This is a genomic window from uncultured Dysgonomonas sp. (assembly GCF_900079725.1).
GTDB lineage: Bacteria > Bacteroidota > Bacteroidia > Bacteroidales > Dysgonomonadaceae > Dysgonomonas.
This window is the reverse complement of the sequence record NZ_LT599032.1, coordinates 571,591-596,979: the sequence shown is the minus strand read 5'-3', so window position 1 is coordinate 596,979 and position 25,389 is coordinate 571,591. Positions and strand designations below refer to the sequence as shown.

The window sequence follows — 25,389 nt, the reverse complement described above, 5'->3', positions numbered from 1 at the left end:
AATTTGCAACTTATAACTCGTAACTAAAGTATGAATAGCCGCGACATAATTTCATTAAAGAAAGAGATTCTTCAAAACCTGTCAAAAAGACAGTTGAAAGATGCCTTTGAGTCATTAATGAAACTGACAATAAATACACAGGATTGGAAAATTTCTGAAACCCTCAGTGAGTTGGAGACAAATTATAAATTCATGCTCCATTATCTCTTCGAGGGTGTTGAAGACCCAGAGCGGGAGAGTGTGTATAATAATCTATTACGTTCATTGTATGAACTGGCAGATGACTCGGCAGATGAGTTGCTGAGAATAGAGTCTTCGAATGTTTTTTATGAAAAGTATCGTATTAATTCACTGAAAAACGGAACAGTGTCCGGCTATACTTCGCAGCTGAAAGATGTGGCTGACTCTATTGCCCTGGTCGATTTACTCGAAGATGGCGAGGAAAAAACAAATAAGAAACGGGAACTGGCCGTAAAACGTGAGCGTATAGCTTCTGATATCTTCAATATGGTATTTGTTTCACCGCGGGCCGATGTGAATGACTTTAACGATTATATTTCGTTTATTACCAATTTTAGTTTGCCTGTACGCGAAAAAAGCCTGTTTCTGTCGGCGATTACTTTGAGCCTGTTTCACCGTTTCGATTTTCGGAAAATACAGGTATTGATGCAGGCTTCAGCCTTAGATAATATACAGCTGAGGGCCAGGGCAATCGTGGGGCTGGTTGTTGTGATGCAAATGTATGATGTCCGTTGGTCATTGTATCCCGAATTACAAAGTCAACTGGATACACTTTCCGAAAAACCGGAATTTAAGAAAGCCGTATTAAGAACAATCATACAACTTATTCGTTCCCGCGAAACGGAACAGATAACCAAAAAAATCAAGGAAGAGATACTTCCCGAGATGATGAAGTTCAATAATCTGGCAGGAAGAAAACTCAATATGGATGAACTGATGGGAGGCGATTCCGATTTTTCGGAGAAGAATCCTGAATGGCAAAAAGAACTTGAAGAGTCCGGCCTGGGTAAAAAGCTACAGGAGTATTCCAATTTGCAAATGGAAGGAGCAGATGTGTTCCATTCTACTTTCTCCGGATTAAAGAACTTTTCATTTTTCTCCGATATGGGTAACTGGTTCTTACCGTTCGATCCTTCTTACTCCGAATTTTCGACACTGTTCCCCGAAGAGAAGAAGAGTGCTCTGCTACAGGCTGCAGTTGTAGATTCGGGACATATGTGTAACTCCGATAAGTATTCATTCTGCCTGAGTCTTTTGCAGATTCCCGCTACCCAGCGCGAAATGATGCTCGGACGTATGGGTGCCGAATCGGAAGAGATCAAACAATTGCAAAAGGAGGCTAAAGAAATGAATCCGGCTATAGATGAAGAGGTGGTGTCAAATCAGTATATTCAGGATTTGTACCGTTTTTTCAAACTGAATCCTTACCGAAACAGTTTCTATGATATATTCAGGCTAAGCCTCAATTTCTATGATAAGAAATCTATAGCTCCGCTTATCTCAAATATAGAAGATATGAAGAAAATCGCACTGTATTGTTTTGATAAAAATAATTTCGGTGAAGCACTTAATATCTTCAACAGGCTTATAGCTATAGATAATCAAAGCGACGATATATGGCAGAAGGTTGGTTATTGCAGGCAGATGATTAATGATCTGGGGGGTGCTCTCGATGCTTATCTGCAAGCAGATTTACTGAAGCCTAACGACTCGTGGATAATTAAGCGTATCGCTCAATTGTACCGTTCGCAGAAACAACCTGAATTATCTCTGGAATATTATAAGAAAGCAGCAAAACTGACTCCTGATAATATAAATATAGAATTGAATATAGGTCATTGCTATCTCGAACTGAACGATTATGAACAAGCATTGAACACTTATTTCAAAGTAGAATTGCTCGATAGCAAAGGGGTGAAGGCTCAGCGTCCGATTGCATGGACTGCTTTCTTACAAAAGAAATATGATCTTGCTCAAAAATATTACAGCCGGATACTGACAGGCAAACCTACTGTGCATGATTATCTGAATGCCGGTCATGTGGAGATGTGCATGGGAAACAAGAAGGAAGCGGTCGAATATTATAAGCAAGCGTTATATCAGGATAATGATTTTGAGTTGTTTCAGATGCTTTTCGATGCAGATAGAGTTACTCTTATTAACCATGGTGTAGATGAGAGGATATTTCCTTACTTATTCGATCAGATAAAATACAAAATGGGATAAGCTTGAGATTGAATCTGTTAAATGATTTCTAATCTTGAAAGAAAAAGAAAAGCCCTTGAAGAAATATTTCTTCAAGGGCTTTCAAAAATCTAACCAAAAGCTTTTATTTAAAATAAGAAGCATCCATAAGAGTAAACTCCGGTTGATCGGCTTTGCGTATCGATAGCATTACCGGGTCCCATTGTGTAGGCCAGCCTCCGAATATAGCACCTAGCCTTACTATTTTAATAGCATGAGGGCCTTTTGCCAGAGCGATGGACTTGTCGCTGCGGGAGAATCGTCGGGCTGTGCCGCTATTATCTTTTTCATTAGAGATTAAGTATGTGGCGTCCAACCATAATTCACTATCCGTATTGAAATAATATATTCCATCTTCAGGAATATTTATATATCCCGTCAGAATATAAGAATAGAAATCGTCGGCATATACTTCCATATAGTCTTTGACTCTGTATTTGGTGTCCTGAGGTGTTGCTACCTGTTCGGTTTCAGTTGGAGTTTTTCCATTCAATTCGGCAACTGTTCTTACATAGCCTTTATAATACTCCGCTGTTAGTCCGGGTTTAGCATTTTTTTCTTTTTCTACAGCAGGCGCATATGTTTGTTTTTCTATTGTAATTGTGCGTACAGGACTCATTTTATCAGAAAGCAGTACCGAACGTATTTTCAGTGTTGTGTTTTCTGTAAATGTCAATGGTTTTGTAAATACCTCCGATTTCAGTGTAGGTTCGCTTCCGTCCGTTGTATAAACCATTCTGGCAGGTTCGGTTGTTTTGAAATCAAGTGTTGCCTGATCTGTAAATACTACAAAATTACAGGAGAATGGCGCGCTGACAGAATCACCCCAGTATTTTATCATATGAGGGCTTTTGTCTTCAGGCATAGGGATATAGTAATTGATACCGTGCATATCGAGACGTACACGTTGGTTATCGATACGTCGTTCGAAATCTTCATAACTCTTGTTTTCTTTTGCAGACCAGGTTAATTCAGATAAGGCTATTATGCGTGGGTATATATCATACTCCATTTCTTCTCCTGTATAATTATATTCATTCCACATATTCGCCTGAGCCCCCAGTATGTGGTGCTTCTTATCGTCATCTATTAGTCCCGGAACAGGTTCGTAATTATAGACTTTGCTTAATGTCAGATATCCGCCTATGGTTACTGTCTGGAGATTGGGATCTCCCTGATACTTGTCCACATATAGCCATGCTCCCGGGGTCATAATTACATCATGTCCCATATTTGCCGAGGCAATGCCGCCTTCTTCTCCCCGCCAACTCATAACGGTTGCAGATGGCGCTAGCCCACCTTCGAGTATTTCGTCCCAGCCGATCATTTTCTTGTTATGCTTCAGCAGTACCTTCTCTATGCGCTGAACGAAGTAGCTTTGGAGCTTTTCTTCTGCGCTGTGTTCTTTATTGCCTTTTAGCCCCAGTTCTTTGATGCGTGCCTGACATTTAGGACACTTCTCCCAACGCAGTTTAGGGCACTCATCTCCGCCTATGTGGAAATACTCGCTCTCGAACAGAGGGACTACTTCGGCTATCACATCTTCAAGAAACTGGAACACGGAATCGTTCCCTGCACAGAAAACATCCGTTGCAACGCCCCAGATATTGCGTACTTCGATTGGTTCTCCGGTACATGAAAATTCCGGATAAGCGTGTAATGCTGCTACAGCATGTCCCGGAAGTTCGATTTCGGGTATCACCTCTATGAATCGTTCTTTGGCATAGGCTACTATTTCTTTCACCTGTTCCTGTGTATAGAAGAATGGTCCATAGGTGTTTCCTTCCCCTTCGGTGCGTACAGCGCCCATCTCTGTCAGTTTAGGGTATTTCTTTATCTCGATGCGCCAGGCCTGATCTTCTGTCAGATGCCAGTGGAATCTGTTGATTTTGAACATGGCTAACACGTCCAGTTGCTTCTTGATAAAGTCCACATCGACAAAATGGCGGCATACATCGAGATGCAATCCTCGATATTTGAACCGGGGTTCATCTTTGACTGTTACTGCCGGAATATTCCATGCTATATTTTTAATAAGGGTAGGACTTTCTATTTCGGCAGGCAGTAACTGCATAACTGTTTGCATGCCATAGAATAATCCTTGGGCCGTTTTCGCCTGTATATCTATACCTTGATGTGTTATGTCTAATGTATATCCTTCATCATTGAGAGTGAGGTCGGGTACAATATTCAGGCTTATGTAATCAGAAGCCGGTTTGTCTTTTACTGTTTTAAGGTCATATCCGGTTGAGGCCTTTATCTTTGCGGAAAAATAAGCAGCAACCTTTTCTATATCTGTATTGCCTGCGACGAAAACAATCCTCTTAGAAAGCTTGAAAGTGTCTTGCTTTTGTATCAGTTCGAGCGGGATAGGAGTAATGTTTATACTTTGGTTGTAAGGCTTCTCTACAGTTGGTTCCGGACCGTTGCACGACGTTATCAGTACCATAGCTGTCAGAGAAAACAAAGGAACTAGTTTTTTCATTAGCATAACGATTTAATTTTAATTAAGGGTTCTCTATAATATACAAATATAGGGATCGTTTAGCTTAGTTGTATTTTAAATCTGTTAATTAACATTTGGGTGATATGTGGATGTAAATGTTAAAAAGAGAGTGCCGTCTATAAAAGTTTCAGAAAAAGATACCAATTACCTCTTTGAAGAAGTAAAAAGCAAGAATGAAAGCTACAGCCAGTTTCATTACAGTTCCGGCCATAAATCCGATAAAAGCTCCAAACCCGGCCTTAAGAGCGGGCTTTGGTTCTTTGCCGTCTATCAGTTCTCCAATAAAGGCTCCTAGAAACGGGAAAAGGATAATACCGAAGGGTTGAAGAAAGAACAGACCGAAGATAATCCCTACCGCACTACCCCAAATACCCTTCTTCCCTCCGCCGAATTTCTGGGTACCCCATACCGGGATATAGAAATCGAGTATTTGTACAATGATGACAACAATGGCCCATATGATTAAGAACTGAGTGGAAAATTCAACTTTCGACGTCAGATGTAAAAGAAAGATACCTGCATAGCTGAGAGGAATACCCGGTAGTACGGGCACGATACAACCCACTATGCCCGTGATAATGAGAATTGCTCCTATTATGGTAAGAATGATATCGATAGCCATCTGTTATATATTTCTACAAATATAATAACTAAATAGATGCACAGGAGTCTCTTTTCTTAAAATATATCCATCAGATTGTCCATATCTGCCCAGTACAGATGCGTGTAACCTGCGATGACATTCTTATAGCGTAATAGTTTAGTATCTGTGGCTTGCCCTTTGGCTGTGTATTGTTGTACAACGCTTTGTTGTTCGCTATTTATTGTGGAGTAGTGAAATTCGTGTCCTTTCAGCGACAGACCATTATACTTGAATTGTCTGTAACCCAGTTTGAGCTTCATATTCTCCATTGTGGCTTTTTGGTCGAAAATGTTTACCATCGGGTATTCAGTACCATTCTCATGGGAGATAGATGAAGATAAGTACATCATACCTCCACATTCGGCGAGGACTTTACCTCCGGCTTCAACGTAATGGCGGATACTGTCCTGCATTGTCCGGTTATTACTTAATTCGCTAAGATATAACTCGGGGTATCCTCCGGGCAGGTAAATAAAATCGGATTCAGGTAATTGCTTGTCGGATAACGGGCTGAAGTAGGATACTGTGCCTAATCTTTTCAGGTATTCGATATTTTCATGGTACATGAAGTTGAATGCTGAATCTCGGGCAACACTTATTCTTAAACCTTGTAAGGGTACATTAGTTTCTTTTGTTACTTCTATATGCGGTTGTCTCCTTACTGTAATGGACAAGAGCTTATCTATATCTATATGCTTTTCTATCAGGTCAGCAGCCTTGTCCGCGAAATCATCGAAGCGGTATTGTTCGTCGATATTCAAACCCAGATGGCGGGATGGAATTTCTATATCAGTATTCTTGGGCAGATAGCCTAATGGTTCAAGTCCTACATCGTGACAGGCATCTTTTAGGAAATTATAGTGGCTTTCGGAAGCTACAAAATTGAAAATGACACCTGCGATATTCACCCTATCAGAGAAATTCTTGAAACCATAAAGCAGGGCCGCCGCCGAATAAGCCATCGACTTCGCATTCAGGACTAAAATGACAGGGATATCCAGTTTCTCCGCTATTTGCGCACTGCTTCCATTCATGCGGTCGTATCCGTCGAATAGTCCCATAACACCTTCGGTAATACAAACATCTTTACCCGATGAATATTTATTATACAAATTCTTTATATGGTTTTCAGACGATAGGAACAGGTCGAGATTGACTGATTCGGTTCCTGCTGCCAGGACATGATATTTGGTGTCTATATAGTCCGGTCCACATTTAAAAGGTTGTACACTCAGACCTCTGTTCCGGAGTGCCCTCAATAAACCTAAAGTAATTGTAGTTTTACCGGAACCGGACGCTATTGCCGAGATAAGGGAATGGGATGTATATGCCATGATTCTTCTTTTTCTTCAGCAAAAGTATAAAATATGAGATATGAAACCTGTATCGATATATAGAAAATAACATAGATGCAAATTATTTCCTTAAATACTTTTTTCTGATATTTAAAAAAATTAACTTTGCCGCCGCTAAGGTGATGTAAACAGACATCCGTCTTTTTACATAAAAGGGAATCCGGTTAAAGTCCGGAACAGTGCCCGCTACTGTAAGCTCTATTCAGTTAACAGTTAACAGTCATCGGTTAACAATGTTTCTGAAAAAAGTCTTTGAACAAGACCAAATACCACTGATTGAAAGTTATCGTGCATCAGTCAACTGTTATCAATTCTTTGTTAACTGTTAACTGCTCACTGTTAACTGAATGTCGGGAAGGCCGTTCAAAGATGGAGTAAGTCAGGAAACCTGCCTAGCATACAATAAATTAAATATTCTCGGGGCCAAGAATATAATTACTAACATTATACTTCGCATTTTAATGAGAAAAAAAGTATTGGTTACAGCCATCTTGTGCTGTATTGTAAACATGGCATTTGCCCAAATGACCTTAAAGGGAAAAGTCGTGGATGAAAATGAGAAACCTGTTGCGGGTGCCAGTGTATGGATCGAATATACCACACTGGGAACTTCGACGGACGAGAACGGAGAGTTTAGTTTGCAGAGAGTACCCGAAGGCAAACACAGATTAAGAGCATCGACACTCGACTACAATGGAGCTAAGATTGATATTGCATCTTCCTGCGAAGATATCTTATTCGTCTTAAAAAAATCCCCACTAAAACTTAATGAAGTAGTAGTTACAGGTACAGGTACGCACAACAGATTAAAGAATACCCCTGTAGCAATGGATATGATAACCAAAAAGGAACTGGAGAATATAAATGTCCCTACATTCGAAAATGCCATGATGTCCATCAGTCCATCCTTCTCTTTCATGACTAACGCTATGGGTTCGTATATGCAGATGAACGGATTAAGCAATCGTTACATCCTTGTATTGGTAGATGGAAAGAAACTGGCAGGAGATGTATCGGGTAATACAGACCTGTCGCGGATAAATATGAAGAATGTAAAGCGTATAGAGGTGTTGAAAGGTGCTGCATCTGCATTATATGGATCCGAGGCAATGGGAGGGGTTATCAATATTATCACTGAGAATCCTAAAGAATCCATCTATATAACATCCGATACCCGCTATGCCGAATATGGCCAATTTTCGCAGGCTATAAACGCTGATGTGAATTACAAATGGCTGTCCTCATCAACTTCTTTTCAGCGCAACCAAAGCGATGGCTGGCAGTTGAACACACAGGAAACATCGGGAGATAAGTTGATAGATACTGATAAAATGGCTGTGAACACGAATTATTCTGATGTGGTGAGTCAGAAATTCACAGTAAAGCCGGCTAAATCTCTAAGCATATACGCAGAAGGAAGCCTCTATGACAAGAAGCTGAAAAGACCAGTATCGTCATATGCGTATAATATGAAATATGAAGATTACAATATAGGAGCGGGAGCAAGGTATATGCTTAAAGATCTGGCTGTAATTACATTGGACTTATATACTGACAATTTTGAATATTACCGTGAATACATCAAGGATGATGGAAATTATAAAAACGGAGAAGAATCGAAAGAAAGAAGACAGAAATACTATGATGCCAATCTGAAAGGCATATTCAATTTAGGAAAGTACAATCGTCTTTCGGTAGGAACGCAATACCAGTTGGACTATATCGAAAGCCAGTCGGATACAAAAGACGGTTCGAGAGATGTATATACATATTCGGTATATGCGCAGGATGAGATAAAGCTGCTGGATAGCAAACTGCAATTCGTGCCGGGATTCCGCTATGTTTATAATGAAGCTTTCGGTAACAGGCTTACGCCAAAGTTGTCGGGAATGTATTCACTCGATCATTTCAATTTCAGGGCATCTTATTCAGCCGGATTCCGCGCTCCTGATATGAAAGAACTATATACAAGGACTATAACACGTTCTACTTTAAGCCTTGGTAATTCCGATTTGAAACCGGAATCATCCAACTATTACTCACTCAATACTGAATACCACAACGATTTTCTGACAGTTTCTGTTACAGGGTATATTAACCGGATAAAGAATATTATCCAGACAAGGGATGTTACCGAAACGATAACTGAAGACGAAAAGAATGAAGGGATAAAGAAAAAACAGGTATACACCAATTCATCCAGAGCTCGTGTAAACGGATTCGAAACCTCCGTGAATTCATATCTCGGAGCAGGACTGAGTATAGGGTTGGGCTACAGTTATGTAAATTCCAAGGATTACGATACAGGTAAGCCGTTGGTACGTTCCAGCAAGCATATTGGTACAGGAAATGTAAACTGGAATAAAAAATGGTGGATTGTAGATTCGAACATAAACTTTAACGGACGGATACAGAGCAGCCGTTATATGGGAGATAAAGATCCTGCGCGCGCATATAATCAATGGAATCTGGCTACCCGCCATCGTTTGAAGAATTTCAACGGTTTTGTTGTAGAACCGGGCTTCGGTATCGAAAATATTTTTGATTTTGTGGACGACAAGCCTTTCGGCGCAAATTATGCTACACTGTCTCCCGGACGGGTTTTCTATGTGAGTTTGTCTTTAAAGTTTAGCAAATAATCAGGATATATGAAAAAGATTTTAGCAACTATATTACTATATATTACAGTCTTACCGTTTTTTGCTCATGGTGGTGGAAATTATGAGCATTCCGATTTCTTCAAAACGATGAAGCCGGGAGATAAGGCTGCTATTCTGATGGTGCATTTTGGAACTACACATGCCGATACCCGTGAGCTGACCATAGATGCACTGAATGATAAAGTGAGGAAAGAATTTCCTGAAGTGGAATTGCGTGAAGCTTATACCTCGCGCATAATTATCAAACGCTTGGGCGAACGGGGGATAAATAAACAGAATCCGTTAGAGGCTTTGAAACAATTACATGCAGATGGATATACCCATGTTTTGATACAGGCATCTACGATTATCGACGGAGTGGAAATGGAATCACTGGAAAAGAATGTAGACGAAGTGGAGCCCTTGTTTAAAGATATACGCATCGGTAATCCCTTGCTTTACACTCCTGAAGATTATGAAAAGGTAACAGAAATACTGACAGACGATACTGACAGTCAGATAGCTTATGTCTGGGTAGGACACGGAACATACGATGCTACTACGGCTCAATATGCAATGCTCGATTACATGCTGAAAGCAAAGGGGCATAAAAATCATTTTGTGGGTACGATAGAAGGCTATCCCGCTTTTGAAGACATGCTGGCGCAGCTGAAAGCTTCGGGTCTGAAGAAAGTTGTGCTGACTCCTTTTATGTTTGTGGCTGGTGAACATGCAAAAAACGATATTGCCGAAGACTGGAAGAATGATTTGGAAGAAGAAGGATTCACAGTGGAACTTCAGTTGAAAGGCTTGGGGGAAAATCCAGCGATACAGGACTTGTATATTTCCCATCTCAAATTTAAAGCCGGACACCGTAAAATCGGAATAATGAAGAAAAAAGCCATCTATGAAGTTACGGGGGAAGTAATGCATTAATAAAAGACAAAAAACAAATGAAAAAATATCTATATATAATCATCGGTACCATGATGATAGGCAATGTATTTGCCCAAAATAAAAATATGACAGACACAATCTTCTCTATTCGGGAAGTAGAGGTTGTGGGTACTAATCTGAAAAAGAACGAAGTAGGCAAACTCAACGTGCCTCTCCAATATTTGCCGCTTTCTGTAACTACAGTATCGGCAAATACCCTGGATATGAGAGGTATTGTGAATATGCAGGATGCTGTAAAGTTCTTGCCTAACACCCGTATGCGTACTACCTATGGTGCATATCAGCAATTTGAAGTTCGGGGATTCGATTTTACACCGATAATGATAGATGGGGTGAGAGATGAACGTACTTCTATTACTAATTCTGCTCCTTTACCCGATTTGTCTTCGGTAGAGTCTATCGAATTGCTCAAAGGGCCGGCTTCTGTTCTGTACGGGCATTCTACAGTCGGTGGTGTTCTGAACGTGATTAGAAAAGCACCGACATCAAAGAACACATTAAATGCACTGATGAGCTACGGGTCATGGGATAATAAGAGGGCTATGATTGATTTCGGTGGAAAATTTTTCGGTCCGTTCAATTACAGGGCTGTTGTTAACTGGTCGGATAACGAAGGTTACAGATATACTAACGACAAACGTTTCTCCGGCTATTTCGCTTTGGGCGGACAATTGGATGCCAAGCAGGAACTGGATATACGCGCCGGCTTTAACCGTGACTGGTATGGAACGGAGATTGGTCTGCCCCAGTTTATGGCGAATGATGTTTATAATGCTGATGGTAGTAAATATTTATCAAAGGGGGATATGCTTCCCGGCCTCAACAGGCGGTGGAGGTACAACAATGAATCGGATTTTATGAAAAATAACGGTTCGAATGTCTCAGTCCGTTATAGCAATAAGGTGTCGGAGTCATTGAAGATTGAAAACAGATTGGCGTATAATTACGATAATATTGATTATTTCAGTACCGAAACATTATCCTATATGGAGAGTGCCGATCCTATATACAATCATTATTATATGAAAGTAGATGCGAAAACAAAGGAACAAACAAAGCAATATATTTGTCTGGATACTGTACAACTCACATATCCATTGCGTTTTGCTTATACTGTGCATGTGATAAACGAACAGCTAGAAGCATCGGGGAAAATTGAGTTTGACAACGGTATGAAATATAATTATTTGGGAGGATACAATTTCGTTTATTTTCATCGCAATACTTATCGTGGTTATGGAGGTACAAATCCTCAAACAAACAAAACTTATCAACTTTCTGATTTAATTGACGGACCCGGCTTGAACTCTAAAGTCCCTGTTTATAATCCTCACAGTATGGGATATATGGACCCTCATTTTAGCGCGGGAACCGCGACTCGGAATATTACAAATGGTGTTTATCTACAGAACTTGCTGGAATTATCAGATCAATTTAAAGTGATGGCTTCCGGCCGTTTCGATCATTTTTTGTTTAAAACAGCCACAGCCACAATAAATCCAATATCAAAAGAACGGAAATATTCAGATCAACCTGAATTCGACAAAACTACAACTTCCTCTTTTACATACAGGCTTGGCGCAGTTTATTTACCTGCTACAAATCTTTCTGTATATGGATCTTTTGCCAATTTCTTTATGCCGTACCGGGATATAGTAAGTTCTAATATTATCTATATCAATGCCGATGGTAACAGGTTCGAACCCAAAGACGGAGATCAGGCATTCAAACCTCAGACGGGATATCAGGGGGAAATCGGTGTACGATATTCTCACAATAATATCTTACAGGCAACAGCAAGCGCATTCTATATCCGCAAAAACAATGAGAAGAAAACATTGAAAACAGGAGTGGTCGAAGACGGAGTAACCAAAAGTGTAGTAGGTGTTGTCGGATCATCGGAATCGAAAGGCTTTGAGTTGGAACTGACCCTTACACCTGTAGATAATGCGGCCCTGTCTTTCGGTTATGGTTATACCGATGCTACTATCCGCGATATAAAGAAGAATGAATACATGGAAGAAGAGGTGCAAAAAGGGATGCGTCTGGCAGGAATTCCCAAAAATACGTTTTTTGCGGCGGGAAACTATCGGATATCTAAAGGGATGTTCAGCAATCTGGGTTTCAATCTGACAGTGTCATACACAGATAATGTATACAGGACAGTCGACAAAGGTGTCGTATATCCCGCATATTGGCTGACCGATCTGGGTGTCTCGTATAAACTGAAAAATGGAATACAGCTAAGGGCGAATGTCAATAATGTATTTGATGAGAAATATTATAATCAGTCATTGGGTACTCAGATGGTGCCGAGCATGCCTCGCAATTATCTGTTTACGCTGGCATACAGCCTGTAGAATATGCTGAAAAATATACTATATTCTATTCACAGGATACTGGGGACAATCCTCAGTATCCTGTTCCTCGTTTGGTTCCTGTCCGGATTTGTAATGATATACCATACATTTCCAAAAGCAACCGAGCGGGATAAAAACAAGCACATGGATACATTGCAGGGAGATATGCCGGCTCTTGATTCCATACTGGCTAATAATATCCCGAAGGATGAGGAAATATCCGCACTTTCGCTGAAATCCTATGCCGGAACTCCTTTTTTTGAAGTAAAAACATCCGATAGTATTTACCGGATTCCCGCAAGTCCGGACATGGAATTGAAAACCCCGCCGGATTATCAGGAAATTAAAGCCTATGCCCAACGTTGGTGTCAGGCGGAAATTGTCAGGGTAGATACTTTGCGGGAATTGGAGCAATGGATTCCTTTCGGGCCCTTACGAAAAGATTTTCCTATCTATAAATTCTACTTCGGAGATGAAGGGAAGTCGCAGTTATATGTTTCGTCCGTATCGGGAGACGCCTTGCAGTTTACAGACAAAGACAGCCGCTTCTGGGCGTGGCTGGGCGCGATACCCCATTGGGTATATTTTACATCGCTCCGTCAGAATTCGCAGCAATGGATGGATGTTGTCATATGGCTTTCGGGAATAGGTTCCATTATGTGTATTGCCGGGCTGATACTGGGCATCCGTTCGTATATAAAAGAATATCGCCGGAAGAAAAAGATGAAGAGCCCTTATCGGAAGTTTGCATATAAATGGCATCATATATTGGGCTTCATGTTCGGTATATTTGTTTTTACCTTCGTTTTCAGCGGCATGATGTCTCTGGCCAAAGTGCCCGGATGGATGGTAAAAGTACATGATCCATCGGCTGAGAAAAGGCTGTATTCAAAACAAAAAATAGAGTCCGGTACTTATACCTTGGATTACAGGCGTCTTTATGAGAAATATCACGGCCAGATAAAATCCATAGAATGGAGTTTTTTCGGCCAAAAGCCAATATACAAGGCTGTAATAGATGACCGTTTGCATACAATCGATGCTTCCGGTACATCTGTGCTTGCCATGCAGCTGGACGAAGCAGCTATTAAGAGCCGTATCTCATTGCTTCATAAAGAACCGGCGGTTATATCCTTAATGGACGAATACGACAACTATTATGTAGGATTGACAGATCACCTGCCTCTCCCTGTATATAAAGTACAGGTCGAAGATGCCGACAACAGTATATATTACATTAACCCGAAGAATGGGAATACACGTTATTTTAATAATAATACCAAAGTAAGACGTTGGTCTTATCAGGCTTTACATAGTTTTAAATTTAAATTTCTGGCAGAACGCCCTGTCCTTTGGAACATAGTGATGTGGACAACTATGATTGGCGGAACATTGGTTTCCCTGACGGGAGTGTGGTTAGGATTCAGGTATATAAAGAGGAAAATAAAGAGATTAAAAAAGTATATTTGTTCAAAGAAAAAAAACAATACGAATATATGTCAGTAGGAAGAATTATTGTTGCGGGGATAGGCCCGGGTTCGCAGGAGGATATTACTCCTGCCGTACTGGATGCGCTGAAGATATCGGACGTAGTTGTAGGTTATAAATATTATTTCCGGTTTGTAGAAGATATTCTCCGTCCCGGGACGCTTTGTATCGACACGGGAATGAAGAAAGAACGGGAACGGGCAGAAGAAGCTTTCCGCCATGCCGAAGAAGGGCGTACCGTTTGTGTTATCAGTTCGGGCGATTCCGGAATTTACGGAATGGCTCCTCTGGTGTACGAAATGAAAAAGGAAAAGCAAAGCGATATAGCTGTCGATGTCTTGCCGGGTATCAGTGCTTTCCAAAAGGCAGCGGCTCTACTTGGTGCACCAGTCGGACACGATTTCTGTATTATTTCCTTATCCGATCTGATGACACCGTGGGACAGGATAGAAAAGCGCATTATAGCCGCGGCCTCCGCCGATTTTGTAACGGCAGTTTATAATCCGAGGAGCAATGGCCGTTACTGGCAACTATACAGGTTGATAGAAATTTTTCTCCAGGAACGATCACCCGAAACCCCGGTCGGCTATGTACGTCAGGCGGGACGGGAGGAGCAGGAGGTGGTCGTAACCACTTTAGGAGAGTTGGACCCCGAGGAAATAGATATGTTTACCATAATTATTATCGGGAATTCCCAGTCTTATATTTTCGACAATCAGAACATTGTAACACCGAGAGGATATTATCGGGAGTCTAAAACAGATGATGTCGGTATCGGGCAGGATATAATGATCCGCAGTTTCAGAACCATAGAAAGCGAACTGAAAAAGAAGGATATTCCTTTGGATAAGAAATGGGCTTTGCTGCATGCGATACATACGACTGCCGATTTCGATATGGAGAATATACTATATACGGATGAAGGAGCTGTTGAGAAACTCCATAATCAATTTATATCGGGAAAGGTAAAAACGATTGTTACGGATGTGACTATGGTTGCCTCGGGCATCCGCAAAGGAGCATTGGAGCGTCTTGGCGTTGAGGTGAAATGTTATCTGCATGATGAGCGTGTTGCGCAACTGGCAAAAGATAAGGAGATTACCCGTACTCAGGCAGGTATCCGTCTGGCGGCGGAAGAACATCCCGATGCCTTGTATGTGTTTGGTAATGCCCCTACGGCATTGATGGAATTGTGCGAACTCATACGCAAGAAGAAAACGCATCCGGCAGGTATTATCGCTGCTCCGGTCGGCTTCGTAAATGTCAGGGAATCCAAGCATATGACCAAACCCTTTAAAGATGTGCCGAAACTGATCGTTGAAGGACGAAAAGGTGGAAGTAATCTGGCGGCGACACTGGTTAATTCCATTCTGACATTCGATGACGCAGAGCAATTGAAACCGGGCAGGGATGTTTAACTTGGCCCCTTACCCCCCCCGGAGGGTCAGGGCTGTTAAGTTCTCTACTTTGTTCTGTTATTTTCTGCTGTCATCCTGAGTGGAACGAAGGATCCCGACCCTGAAAAACGAGATGTTTCACTCCGTTCAACATGACACAGAGGGTGAAAAAAAATAGAACTTAACAGCCCTGCCCGGAGGGGGACTTGCAAATAGGGTAATAGATAATACGTTAATTAGAAAATATGACGAATGAAATTCTATGCTATAGGTATTGACGATAACCAGTCGCAACATTTCTCTCCTGAAATAACAGATGTGATTAACTCGCATACTGTTTTTTCGGGTGGAATACGCCATCACGAAATAGTGAGGCCTTTCCTTCCGGAAGATTATTCGTGGATAGAGATAACTGTTCCCCTGAACAAGATTTTCGGGCAATACCGGACTTATGACGAAATCGTGGTGTTTGCTTCGGGAGATCCTCTTTTTTATGGTTTTGCCAACACCATTCGGCGGGAGTTACCGGAGGCTGAAATACTGTTGTATCCATATTTCAATTCCTTGCAATTACTGGCTCACCGCCTGTTGATGCCATATCACGATATGCATATCGTTTCGCTTACCGGACGCCCGTGGCTTCGTTTCGATGAGGCGTTAATCTGCGGATATAATAAGATAGGGGTGCTTACCGACAATAAGGAACATACACCTGCGGCTATCGCAGAACGAATGCTGTATTATGGGTATGATAATTACAAGATGTATATAGGTGAATTGTTGGGGAATAAAGAAAAGGAGAATGTAACTACATTGGAATTATCCGATGTTACGGGAAAAACATTCTCGTTTCCCAATAATCTTATTTTGCAAAAGACATATGAACGTCCACGCCCTTTCGGCATCCCTGAAAGCGAGTTCGATTTGCTGAATGGCAGGGCTAAGATGATAACAAAAATGCCGGTGCGCCTGCTTTCACTGAGTTTGCTGGATTTGAGAAGTAAGTCCGTATTCTGGGATATCGGTTTCTGTACAGGTTCGGTATCTATTGAAGCCAAGATGCAATTTCCTCATTTAGATGTTTTCTCTTTCGAAAAACGGGAAGAAGGACAAGGGCTTATGGAAAATAACTCCCGGAAATTCGGTACACCGGGGATAAATACCATCATCGGTGATTTTGTGGAAACGGATATTTCCGGCTTTCCCCGTCCCGATGCTGTTTTTATCGGCGGGCATGGCGGACGCATGAAGGATATAATGTCGAAAGTATTTTCGGTATTAGTCCCGGGAGGAACAATAGTATTCAATTCTGTATCAGCCGAAAGCAAAGAAATGTTTCTGGCAGCGGCAAAGGATAATGATTTGGTAATAAAGGAAAACATCGCTGTTGCCGTGGATGATTTTAATGCTATTGAAGTGATGAAAGCACAAGCCCCCTAAATCCCCCGAGGGGGACTTACAGAGAGGGTATATGAAATTAAAAATTAAGAATGAATTAATAATTGCGCAAGCATCTTATAACTTGTAACTGCCCATAGGGCGAAGTAACTCGTAACTGAAAACATATGAAATACGCTATAATACTAACATCTGAAACTAGCTATCCTTTAGCTGAAACCATCAGGAAAGAATTAGGTGAAACTAATATATACACAAAAGCCGGCTTAAAAGGAACGGATCGGATCTCTTCTATAAACGACTGTGTAAAAGACTTATTCGGCCAATCGGAGGCGATCATATTTATAGGGGCTATGGGCATTTGCGTCCGCAGTATCGCCCCTTATATCAAAGACAAGCATACCGACCCTGCCATTGTAAATGTGGACAGTACCGGGCGTTATGCGGTGTCCGTGCTTTCGGGGCATGTGGGAGGCGCTAACGAGCTGACAAAGAGGATCGCCAACATTACAGGTGCTGACGCGGTTATCACTACCCAAAGCGATAATACTAACCTTTGGGCGCTGGATACAATCGGTGAAAAATATAATTGGGTAACGACTACCAACGCAGATAATTTCAATGAACCGCTTACGGCTTATGTAAACAGAAAGCCCACTGCACTACTGCTCGATATTATGGACGAAGGAACTCAATTTATGGAGCGTACAGTTGCCGGGCATGTGAAGATATATTACAAGTATGAAGACGTTGATTTACAGGAGTATGAATTGCTGATAGCAGTTTCTCCATACCTTTATCCTGATGCGGGCATACCTGTTATCAGCTATCATCCGAAAGTATTGCATCTGGGTATCGGATGCCGCAAGGACTGTAATCCTGAGGGTATAAGCGGATATATTGCGGATACTCTGTTGCAAAAGCATATTGCTATCGCTTCCATAAGCAGTATTTCTACTATAGATATTAAAAAGGATGAGCCTCTGCTTCGTGAGTTACAATCGTATCTCGGGAATATCCCGGTACGTATATATAACGCAGAGGAACTGAAAGACATAGAAGTACCTAATCCATCGGATAAGGTGAAAGAAGTAACAACAGTTGCCGGAGTTTCCGAGTCCACAGCCATTAAAAGTTCTGACGGAGGACCTCTTATATTGGAAAAACAGAAAGGAGTATTGAGTCAGGGCAATGATTTTACTTTTGCTATTGCTGTCGAACGTATGGCAGTCCGGCAAGGACATATCGAGATAGTAGGCGCGGGGCCGGGCGACCCGGATTTGATTTCGGTAAAAGGCCGTTATTTTCTTGAAGCCGCCGATCTGATTTTATATGCAGGAAGCCTTGTTCCGGTGGAGCTTACTTATTGTGCAAAACAAGGAGCGGTTGTGCGTAGTTCCGCTTCGATGGATCTGGAAGAGCAATTTGATTTGATGAAAGAGTTTTACGACAAGGGCAAACTGGTAGTACGTTTGCACACGGGTGACCCGTGTATTTACGGGGCTATTCAGGAGCAGATGGCTTTTTTCGATAAACATAATATGTCTTATCATATCACTCCGGGCATATCGTCATTTCTGGCTGCTGCAGCTGCTTTGGAATCACAGTTTACGATACCCGAAAAGGTGCAGACTATCATACTTACAAGAGGAGAGGGGAGGACTCCGGTGCCGGAAAAAGAAAAGCTTCATTTACTGGCGCGCTCACAAAGCACAATGTGTATCTTCCTGAGTGCTACTGTCGTGGAGCAGGTACAAAAGGAACTGATGGTACATTACCCGCCCGAAACTCCGGTAGCTGCATGCTATAAACTTACATGGAAAGATGAAAAGATTTTTCGTGGGCAACTAAAGGATCTGGCTAAGATTGTCAAAGAAAATAACCTGACGCTGACTACCATGATTGTAGTAGGTGACGCGATCGGAAACAGGGAAGGATTGTCGAAATTATATTCTCACCAGTTCAAGCATCTGTTCAGAGGATAATATTCCCATCTTCGTCTATGAGCATAATTGTCAGCTTTCCGTTTGGTAAAAGCGGAACGCACGTATCATAACATCGTTTGATAAGAAGTGTAAAAAAAACTTCCTCTTGGGTAGTAATAATATCCCATAACTGCCGGGCTAAAGTCATTTCCTGTATTGCTGCAATTGTCCTTTCGGAGCAATTGCTTTCGTAAGCTAAGCCGGTAAGGAACTCTTTGTTCATCACCGTTTTTTTACTGTGTGTATCCAGTGAGCCTTCGGCAAGTTTCACGGCCTTCCCGAGCATAATACCCAATGTCAGGCTTTTGAAACCGAGGTCAGACGCTATCTTTATTGTTTCGCCGATGAAATTCCCGTAATGGATAAATGCCTGTGCAGGCAGATCAGGATATCTTTGTTTCACGAAACGTTCGCTCTTTGCTCCCGAGTTAATCACTACCCGCTCGCATCCCAGGGCTTTAGCGACCTGCATTTCGCGACGGATAGAATTGATGAATGCTTCGGAGGAAAAGGGTTTCACTATTCCCGAAGTGCCTATAATAGATATTCCACCTGTAATACCCAGTTTAGGATTGAATGTCTTCAGTGCGATTTCTTCTCCGTTGATAACGGAGATCGTCACATCTACACCTGTCTTTAAATTCCCGTCCGGCAATTTGTCCTGATTGTGACGCAAGACTTTGAAAATTTCCCGCTTTATCATCATTCGGGGTGTCTTGTTGATAGCGGGTTCACCAATTTCTATATCCAGTCCGGGAAGTGTTACTGTACCCACGCCTTTTCCCTGTAAAAAACGGACGCCTTTATGAGTATCGCAGAGTTGTACCGTAGATACTATTTCGCATCCGTTGGTAATGTCCGGGTCATCTCCGGAGTCTTTTATGACTGAACAACTGACTGTATTTTCTGAAAACCGTGTGGTAGCAACAGGAATGCGTATCCATTCACCGTTTGGCAGTGTCAGGCCGATTTCTTCCAGTATCTCATTGGTGAGCAGGGTTGTGAGTGCTGCTTTAGTAGCAGCAGTGGCACATGTTCCTGTAGTATATCCTGTCCTTAAATCGAAGAATCCGGATGTATATTTTTCAATTTCTTTGCGTAGTCCGTTTTCGCCATAAACGGAAATGAAAGAAGGAGATAAGGGAGGCCGTTTGACGACTAAAAAGGGTATATTCAGTTTGCGGGCGGCATCTGCTTTTTCGTTAAATCCGCCGGAGTCGCCACTTTCTTTTGTTATAATCGCCTGTGGCTTTATTCTTTCGAATAAGAGAGTTTCATCCTCTCCCTGTCTGTAATATAATATTCTGTCGCATGGAAAATCGTTTGCCTCTGCAATAGAACGGGATTCTTCCCTGTCCAGAATCCTGAACCAGCAATTGTGCCGTTCCCAGTACGCTTTAAGTTTTGCTATCGTATTTACTCCTGTCAGCGCAAGCAGATTATCTATCTTATTACTTTCGAGATAATGGATTGCATCGTTGTAAGAATCGAACCAAAGCAAATCACCTGCATGTTCCGGATAACTGCGTTCATACCTGACTACGGGTATTTCCAATTTTGCGGACGCGGAAGCTATATTCCCGTGTAGGTTCTCGGCAAAGGGATGCGCTGCGTCTATAATAAGCTTAATGTTATTCTCCTTACAGCATGTAATCATAGACTCCTCATCAAGGCCTCCGGAGAGAAGAATAGCATGCACACTTACCACTTTCTGCAAATCACCTTTCGTGGAATAATAATATGGTTTGGCGGCTCCATCACACACCGATAGGGCTTTGCGTCCTTCTGTTGTTCCGCCGAATATAAGTATCATAGCTGATGTATATTGTCCAGTAATTCTTCAATGCTGGAAATTAATAAGTCCGGTTGCTCCGGTATACAAATTTTTATCCCGTTATCTGTAATATCAATGTAAGAATCGGTGTTAAACTGCCGCGAAGCCAGTATTCCATTCCGTTGCAGTGCTTTTCTTATCATTGTATATTTTTGTCCGTGTCCAAGTAGCTTTATCTGCCTGTCCGATTCATTCTCTATTCTAAACAGTCCCGTATCCTGATCGAAGATTATTCCTTTTTTTGCAAAAAAACTGCTGAGGCTGCCATCCAGGGACAGGTCTTCGGGTGTTCCTATCTTTATTCCGCTCTGTTTGTCCATCAGCCATATTTTATCAGCTATCTGGAGCGCCAGTTCCAGATCGTGAGTGGAAAGGAAAATAGTCTTATTCGTCTTGCGGGATAGTTGGTGCAGCAATTGCATGATCTCTACTTTACTCGGAAAATCGAGAAAAGCAGTAGGCTCATCCAGAAGGATTATCGGTGTTTCCTGCGCCAGCGCTTTTGCGATCATCACTTTCTGCCGTTCCCCGTCACTTAGTGTATGTACCATCCTGTGCGCCAGATTTTCTATTTTCACCATCGCGATGGCCTTATCTACGATCTCTTTATCTTCTTTATTCAGTTGTCCCCAGAATCCTGTATATGGGCTGCGTCCCAAGCCGATAAGTTCGCGGGCGCTCATGTTTTTTATATCGAACTTTTCGGTCAGGACTACACTGGCGAGGGTAGCAAATTCCTTTTCGCTATATTCTTTTATTTCCTTTCCGCGTATATAGATACTGCCCGACAATTTGGGCTGGAAAGCCGAAAGTGTCCGCAGCAAGGTAGACTTGCCTATCCCGTTGGCTCCGAGCAAGCAGGTAAGTTCCCCACTGAAGATGGATGATGTTATATTTTCGGCGACAGTGATGCTATTCTCTTTTGAAGAATATCCTATCGAAAGATGCTGTATGTCGATTGTCTTTTGTTTCATTTTCCTATTCCGTTATCTCATTCTTACGTTTTCCGAATAATACCGATATAACTATCGGCGCACCTATGAGTGCCGTCACCGAGTTGATGGGTAATGCCCCTTCAAAACCCGGCATGCGTGCTATCAGGTTGCATAGTAGGGCAAGGGATGCCCCGGTGAGTGTGACGGCAGGCATCAGTATCCGGTGGTCGGACGAGACAAATATAGTACGGCACAGATGGGGTACGGCCAGCCCCAAAAAGACAATAGGCCCACAATAAGCCGTGATGATAGCCGTGATGACACATGAACAGCAGATTACATACAGGCGGGCACGTTTTATATTCAGCCCTAAATTACGGGCATAGCCATCGCCGAGCAGCATAAGGTTCAGAGTCTTGATAAGCAGGAATGAAAGCGGAATAAGTACGGCCATTATAAAGACGAAAGTATAGACCTGATTACCCGATACTTTCGCGAAACTGCCCAGTCCCCATATTACATATGCCCTGACATCTTCATCGTTGCTGAAAAATTTAAGGACGCCGATAATGGCGGTCGCTATATAGCCTATCATGACTCCGATGATAAGGAGTATGACATTTCCCCTTACCCGTTGCGAAATGGCTATTATGATTGCCATTACAGTCATTGCCCCGGCAATAGCCGCCACAGATACAGCCACTTCCCCGAAAAAGCCTAAAGTACTCAACGCCGTTCCGGCAATGCTTCCCGACAGAAGGATAATGAAAGCTACACCGAGGCTTGCTCCCGAACTGATACCCAATTCGGAGGGACCCGCCAAGGGATTACGGAATACGGTCTGCATCTGTAACCCGCTTATAGATAAACCTGCTCCCGCAACCAAGGCTGTGAGTGTCTGGGGAAAACGGGATTTCCAGATTATATTCTGCCATATCAGCGGTTCATCTCCTGTTCCGGATAATATATTCCAGATAGAACCTACGGGTATGGAGATAGTTCCCAATACAAGATTGAGTGTGAAAAACAACAGGATAGATGCAAAAATAAGTGCGAGTAAAAGTATATGACGTTTCATTATTTCAATAGTTCATAATATACAGGTGTGTGTTCGGGTAACAACTCGGGGTGGAATATCTTTATCAGGTCGGCCAGTACAACTTCCGGTTCTACAGGCGTATTTTCATAGAAGGGCTTTTCCCTGAGATTGCAATAGATAAGCTTTTTATCTTTGTATGCTTTGAAGTCGGCGTAACGTGCGTCGCTTTGTTTCAGTGCTTCATAGCTGAACATTCCGTTGTGGCTGTTTACCATACGCCAGTATTCGGCATTTGCGCCCTGAGAATATACAGTTTCGAAATCTACATAAAATCCTCCCGATTCATCATCGTTTTTCATAAAATAGGATGCTCCCGCATCGCGGAAGAGTTGCGCCAGATAACTGTTTCCTCCTACGACATACCAATTGCCCGAATGCAGTTCCCCACTGAGTACTGATGGCTTATGCGCCACCGAGGCGGCAAGTGATTTCAACTGGTTATATTTTTCTTCTATTTCATCGAATTGTTTACCGGCCTGCTCTTCCATGCCCAATAATAGACCCGTAAATTTTATCCATTCGGCTTGCCCCAGAGGAGACGATTCTTTATAGCCTAAAAAGCTGATCAGAGGAATATCCAGATTGCGGATAGCATCATAACCTCCACGCTTGAAGGGCGAAACAAGGATAATATCGGGATCGAGAGCCATAACCACTTCGTTGTCAAACTCGCCTTCGATACCGATTTTGCTTGTTTTTCCGGTTTTTAATTGTTCGTTTAGCTGAGGATTGAACAGGAAACGGGTGCTGGTTATCCCTGCTATTTTGTCCACAGCGTCTAATTTGATAAAATTGGAAATTTGCAGGGTGGTCATACATACCACGCTTCTTACGGGGACTTCTATAATCTGGTATCCGGCAGGTATGCCGGTTTTATTTTCCCCTCTTTTCAATAAAGCATATTGATATTTGGTATCGCTTTCCCCGGAAGGATCGTGTATATCCACCAGCTTGTAATTTCCATGTTCGGACACGGTAAAGCCTTTTGCATATTTGATATTTAAAGTATCGTGCGAGCCGAAGATATTGTTGCTGTCTTTCTTATTCGGGTTGCATGCAATGAAGCAGCCAAAAGCAAGCAGGATTATTGAATGGACAAGGATTTTCATATTGGTCTATTTGCGGATTATAATTAGTGAAAAGTAAGGAAATTTACGATTGAGTATTTCTTCTCTATTAGGAGTATAGAACTCCTTGCCTAAAATCCCAACATTCTCAAAATAGTGGAAAGTGACGTCCTGAATATTTTCTAATGCTTCCTTTATTACCTGTTCGCACTGCGAAGTTTTCATTAGTACAACGGTTTTCTCTCTTTTGATCTTTTCTTTCAGGCTGTCTAATGTTATGGTACCCGGAATAACTTCGAGTTCTTCCTCTTGTTTCACAATGTGAATATTGGCCAGAGTGCCACAGGCTATAAATGCAGGCACGCCCGCGATACGGCTGACCGGTATATTCTCCTGTGTAAGATATTCGCTTATGTAGTAAATGGTAGAGTAGAATCCGGCATCTCCTTCGGCTGTAACAGCTATTTTATGTCCGGATTTATACTTATCCGATATTTCTTTCGCCACAGCCTTGTAGCTTTCAATGGCCAGTGAACGGTCTTTGTTCATCGGTACATTGAATGTGTTCAGCTTTGATTCATCGACGCCCAATTGCAATAAGACATCCTTTGCCCTTGAGGACCTTTTTCCTCCGGGAAGGGCGGTTGACGGACAAAATATTAAATCTGCTTCTTGCAGTGTTTTCAAACCTTTCAAGGTTATCAGTTCCGGGTCTCCGGGACCGAGAGATACGAACATAACAGAATCAAACATCTATACAATCCATTTTATTGGAGTTAAAAAATAAGATGCTTTTAGTATAGGAAAAATAGACGAACAGGTACAAATGTTGTCTGTAAGCAGTATTTTAAGCCTAAACCTCGAGCTTTCAACTAATAACGCTTTGGCAGGTTTTCTGACTTGCTCCATCCTTGAACGGCCTTCCCATTTTCAGTAAACAGTTAGCAGTTATCAGTAAACAGTCAAAAAAACTGTTAACTGATTACTGTATCACTGATTACTGTGAAACAGTGGTGTTTGGTATTGTTCAAAGACTTTTTTCAGCAAAATTGTTAACTGATGACTGTTAACTGCTCACTGAAAAGAGCTTACAGCAGCGGGTCTGTTCAGGATTTACACCTGATTCCCTTTTAATTACTCATCCGGTAATGCGGATTTGTAACACCAAAATTTAGTGCAAAGATATGGAATTAAATTTATAAAGATTTATATAATGTAAGTCAAATAACTTTATCTATAAGTAAATGATTGATGTATTCAATAAAATGAAACAAGCGTTCTTTGAAATATTAGAAGCCGACGTTATTCCTCAGGAGAGTCTTACAATAAGAGTAAAAACTGACAGGTGGAAAATATGAAAATATGTCAACTTTGTCAAGTTTTAAGTTGGATACAAAGTTGAAATGAACGAAAAAGCTGACAGATAAAAAATGTGTAAAAGTTGTCAAGTTTGTCAAGTTT

The 25,389-nt window shown here is 41.8% G+C and carries 16 protein-coding genes and 2 riboswitches; of the genes, 8 read left to right on the top strand and 8 right to left on the bottom strand.

Annotated elements, in window-relative coordinates; all coding sequences use genetic code 11:
* Positions 1-30 precede the first annotated feature (30 nt).
* A complete protein-coding gene (locus QZL88_RS02595) occupies positions 31-2,247 on the top strand; it encodes a tetratricopeptide repeat protein (protein WP_296938462.1) in 2,217 nt (738 codons plus the stop codon).
* 103 nt (positions 2,248-2,350) lie between these two features.
* On the opposite strand, the gene QZL88_RS02590 is transcribed toward QZL88_RS02595, so the two are convergent.
* The 3 genes from QZL88_RS02590 to QZL88_RS02580 all read right to left on the bottom strand — a co-directional run bounded on the left by QZL88_RS02590 (position 2,351) and on the right by QZL88_RS02580 (position 6,748).
* Positions 2,351-4,750: a family 20 glycosylhydrolase gene (locus QZL88_RS02590; protein WP_296938461.1), complete on the bottom strand. Its 2,400-nt coding sequence runs from the start codon at positions 4,748-4,750 to the stop codon at positions 2,351-2,353.
* Between the two features lie 148 nt (positions 4,751-4,898).
* A complete protein-coding gene (locus QZL88_RS02585) occupies positions 4,899-5,393 on the bottom strand; it encodes a DUF456 domain-containing protein (protein WP_296938460.1) in 495 nt (164 codons plus the stop codon).
* 56 nt (positions 5,394-5,449) lie between these two features.
* On the bottom strand, positions 5,450-6,748 hold the full coding sequence (locus QZL88_RS02580; protein ID WP_296938459.1) for a cobyrinate a,c-diamide synthase: 1,299 nt from the start codon (positions 6,746-6,748) through the stop codon (positions 5,450-5,452).
* Between the two features lie 121 nt (positions 6,749-6,869).
* Positions 6,870-7,180: riboswitch (cobalamin riboswitch) on the top strand.
* 50 nt (positions 7,181-7,230) lie between these two features.
* Between QZL88_RS02580 and QZL88_RS02575 the strand changes: the two genes are divergently transcribed.
* The 7 genes from QZL88_RS02575 (at position 7,231) to cobM (ending at position 18,993) form a co-directional block, all read left to right on the top strand.
* Positions 7,231-9,408, top strand: coding sequence for a TonB-dependent receptor (locus QZL88_RS02575; protein ID WP_296938458.1), 2,178 nt, complete (start codon positions 7,231-7,233; stop codon positions 9,406-9,408).
* A gap of 9 nt (positions 9,409-9,417) precedes the next feature.
* Positions 9,418-10,344, top strand: coding sequence for a sirohydrochlorin cobaltochelatase (locus QZL88_RS02570; protein WP_194223440.1), 927 nt, complete (start codon positions 9,418-9,420; stop codon positions 10,342-10,344).
* A gap of 17 nt (positions 10,345-10,361) precedes the next feature.
* A complete protein-coding gene (locus QZL88_RS02565) occupies positions 10,362-12,725 on the top strand; it encodes a TonB-dependent receptor (RefSeq protein ID WP_296938457.1) in 2,364 nt (787 codons plus the stop codon).
* A gap of 3 nt (positions 12,726-12,728) precedes the next feature.
* Positions 12,729-14,231 (top strand): PepSY domain-containing protein, encoded by a 1,503-nt coding sequence (locus tag QZL88_RS02560; RefSeq protein ID WP_296938456.1) that lies wholly within the window; start codon positions 12,729-12,731, stop codon positions 14,229-14,231.
* Positions 14,222-15,631 (top strand): precorrin-3B C(17)-methyltransferase, encoded by a 1,410-nt coding sequence (gene cobJ / locus QZL88_RS02555; RefSeq protein ID WP_296938455.1) that lies wholly within the window; start codon positions 14,222-14,224, stop codon positions 15,629-15,631. Before QZL88_RS02560 ends, cobJ begins: the two co-directional genes overlap by 10 nt.
* A 231-nt stretch (positions 15,632-15,862) precedes the next feature.
* Positions 15,863-17,050: a precorrin-6y C5,15-methyltransferase (decarboxylating) subunit CbiE gene (gene cbiE, locus QZL88_RS02550; RefSeq protein WP_296938454.1), complete on the top strand. Its 1,188-nt coding sequence runs from the start codon at positions 15,863-15,865 to the stop codon at positions 17,048-17,050.
* Between the two features lie 125 nt (positions 17,051-17,175).
* The gene (cobM, locus tag QZL88_RS02545) at positions 17,176-18,993 is read left to right on the top strand and encodes a precorrin-4 C(11)-methyltransferase (protein ID WP_296938453.1); all 1,818 of its coding nucleotides are present in this window, start codon (positions 17,176-17,178) and stop codon (positions 18,991-18,993) included.
* Here the strand turns inward: cobM and cbiD are convergent.
* The 5 genes from cbiD to cobI are packed head-to-tail and all read right to left on the bottom strand — an operon-like array spanning position 18,983 to position 24,681.
* Positions 18,983-20,806, bottom strand: coding sequence for a cobalt-precorrin-5B (C(1))-methyltransferase CbiD (cbiD, locus tag QZL88_RS02540; protein WP_296938452.1), 1,824 nt, complete (start codon positions 20,804-20,806; stop codon positions 18,983-18,985). The two genes, cobM and cbiD, sit on opposite strands and share 11 nt — an antisense overlap.
* Positions 20,803-21,801, bottom strand: coding sequence for an ABC transporter ATP-binding protein (locus tag QZL88_RS02535; RefSeq protein WP_296938451.1), 999 nt, complete (start codon positions 21,799-21,801; stop codon positions 20,803-20,805). Before QZL88_RS02535 ends, cbiD begins: the two co-directional genes overlap by 4 nt.
* 4 nt (positions 21,802-21,805) lie before the next feature.
* The gene (locus QZL88_RS02530; RefSeq protein WP_296938450.1) at positions 21,806-22,840 is read right to left on the bottom strand and encodes an iron ABC transporter permease; all 1,035 of its coding nucleotides are present in this window, start codon (positions 22,838-22,840) and stop codon (positions 21,806-21,808) included.
* Positions 22,840-23,970 carry an ABC transporter substrate-binding protein gene (locus QZL88_RS02525; protein WP_296938449.1) on the bottom strand — a complete coding sequence of 377 codons (1,131 nt, stop codon included), beginning with the start codon at positions 23,968-23,970 and terminating at the stop codon, positions 22,840-22,842. Before QZL88_RS02525 ends, QZL88_RS02530 begins: the two co-directional genes overlap by 1 nt.
* A gap of 6 nt (positions 23,971-23,976) precedes the next feature.
* Entirely contained in the window at positions 23,977-24,681 is a 705-nt protein-coding gene (cobI, locus tag QZL88_RS02520; RefSeq protein WP_296938448.1) for a precorrin-2 C(20)-methyltransferase, read from the bottom strand.
* Between the two features lie 114 nt (positions 24,682-24,795).
* A riboswitch (cobalamin riboswitch) is annotated at positions 24,796-25,112 on the bottom strand.
* Between the last annotated feature and the right edge of the window lie 277 nt (positions 25,113-25,389).

Bases quoted from the DNA above. Each gene is read 5' to 3' on its own strand.
- QZL88_RS02560 (WP_296938456.1), top strand. From the start codon at position 12,729: ATGCTGAAAAATATACTATATTCTATTCACAGGATACTGGGGACAATC.
- QZL88_RS02525 (WP_296938449.1), bottom strand. From the start codon at position 23,970: ATGAAAATCCTTGTCCATTCAATAATCCTGCTTGCTTTTGGCTGCTTC.
- QZL88_RS02585 (WP_296938460.1), bottom strand. From the start codon at position 5,393: ATGGCTATCGATATCATTCTTACCATAATAGGAGCAATTCTCATTATC.
- QZL88_RS02590 (WP_296938461.1), bottom strand. From the start codon at position 4,750: ATGAAAAAACTAGTTCCTTTGTTTTCTCTGACAGCTATGGTACTGATA.
- cbiD (WP_296938452.1), bottom strand. From the start codon at position 20,806: ATGATACTTATATTCGGCGGAACAACAGAAGGACGCAAAGCCCTATCG.
- cbiE (WP_296938454.1), top strand. From the start codon at position 15,863: ATGAAATTCTATGCTATAGGTATTGACGATAACCAGTCGCAACATTTC.
- cobJ (WP_296938455.1), top strand. From the start codon at position 14,222: ATGTCAGTAGGAAGAATTATTGTTGCGGGGATAGGCCCGGGTTCGCAG.
- QZL88_RS02575 (WP_296938458.1), top strand. From the start codon at position 7,231: ATGAGAAAAAAAGTATTGGTTACAGCCATCTTGTGCTGTATTGTAAAC.
- cobM (WP_296938453.1), top strand. From the start codon at position 17,176: ATGAAATACGCTATAATACTAACATCTGAAACTAGCTATCCTTTAGCT.
- QZL88_RS02565 (WP_296938457.1), top strand. From the start codon at position 10,362: ATGAAAAAATATCTATATATAATCATCGGTACCATGATGATAGGCAAT.
- QZL88_RS02530 (WP_296938450.1), bottom strand. From the start codon at position 22,840: ATGAAACGTCATATACTTTTACTCGCACTTATTTTTGCATCTATCCTG.
- QZL88_RS02595 (WP_296938462.1), top strand. From the start codon at position 31: ATGAATAGCCGCGACATAATTTCATTAAAGAAAGAGATTCTTCAAAAC.
- QZL88_RS02570 (WP_194223440.1), top strand. From the start codon at position 9,418: ATGAAAAAGATTTTAGCAACTATATTACTATATATTACAGTCTTACCG.
- cobI (WP_296938448.1), bottom strand. From the start codon at position 24,681: ATGTTTGATTCTGTTATGTTCGTATCTCTCGGTCCCGGAGACCCGGAA.
- QZL88_RS02580 (WP_296938459.1), bottom strand. From the start codon at position 6,748: ATGGCATATACATCCCATTCCCTTATCTCGGCAATAGCGTCCGGTTCC.
- QZL88_RS02535 (WP_296938451.1), bottom strand. From the start codon at position 21,801: ATGAAACAAAAGACAATCGACATACAGCATCTTTCGATAGGATATTCT.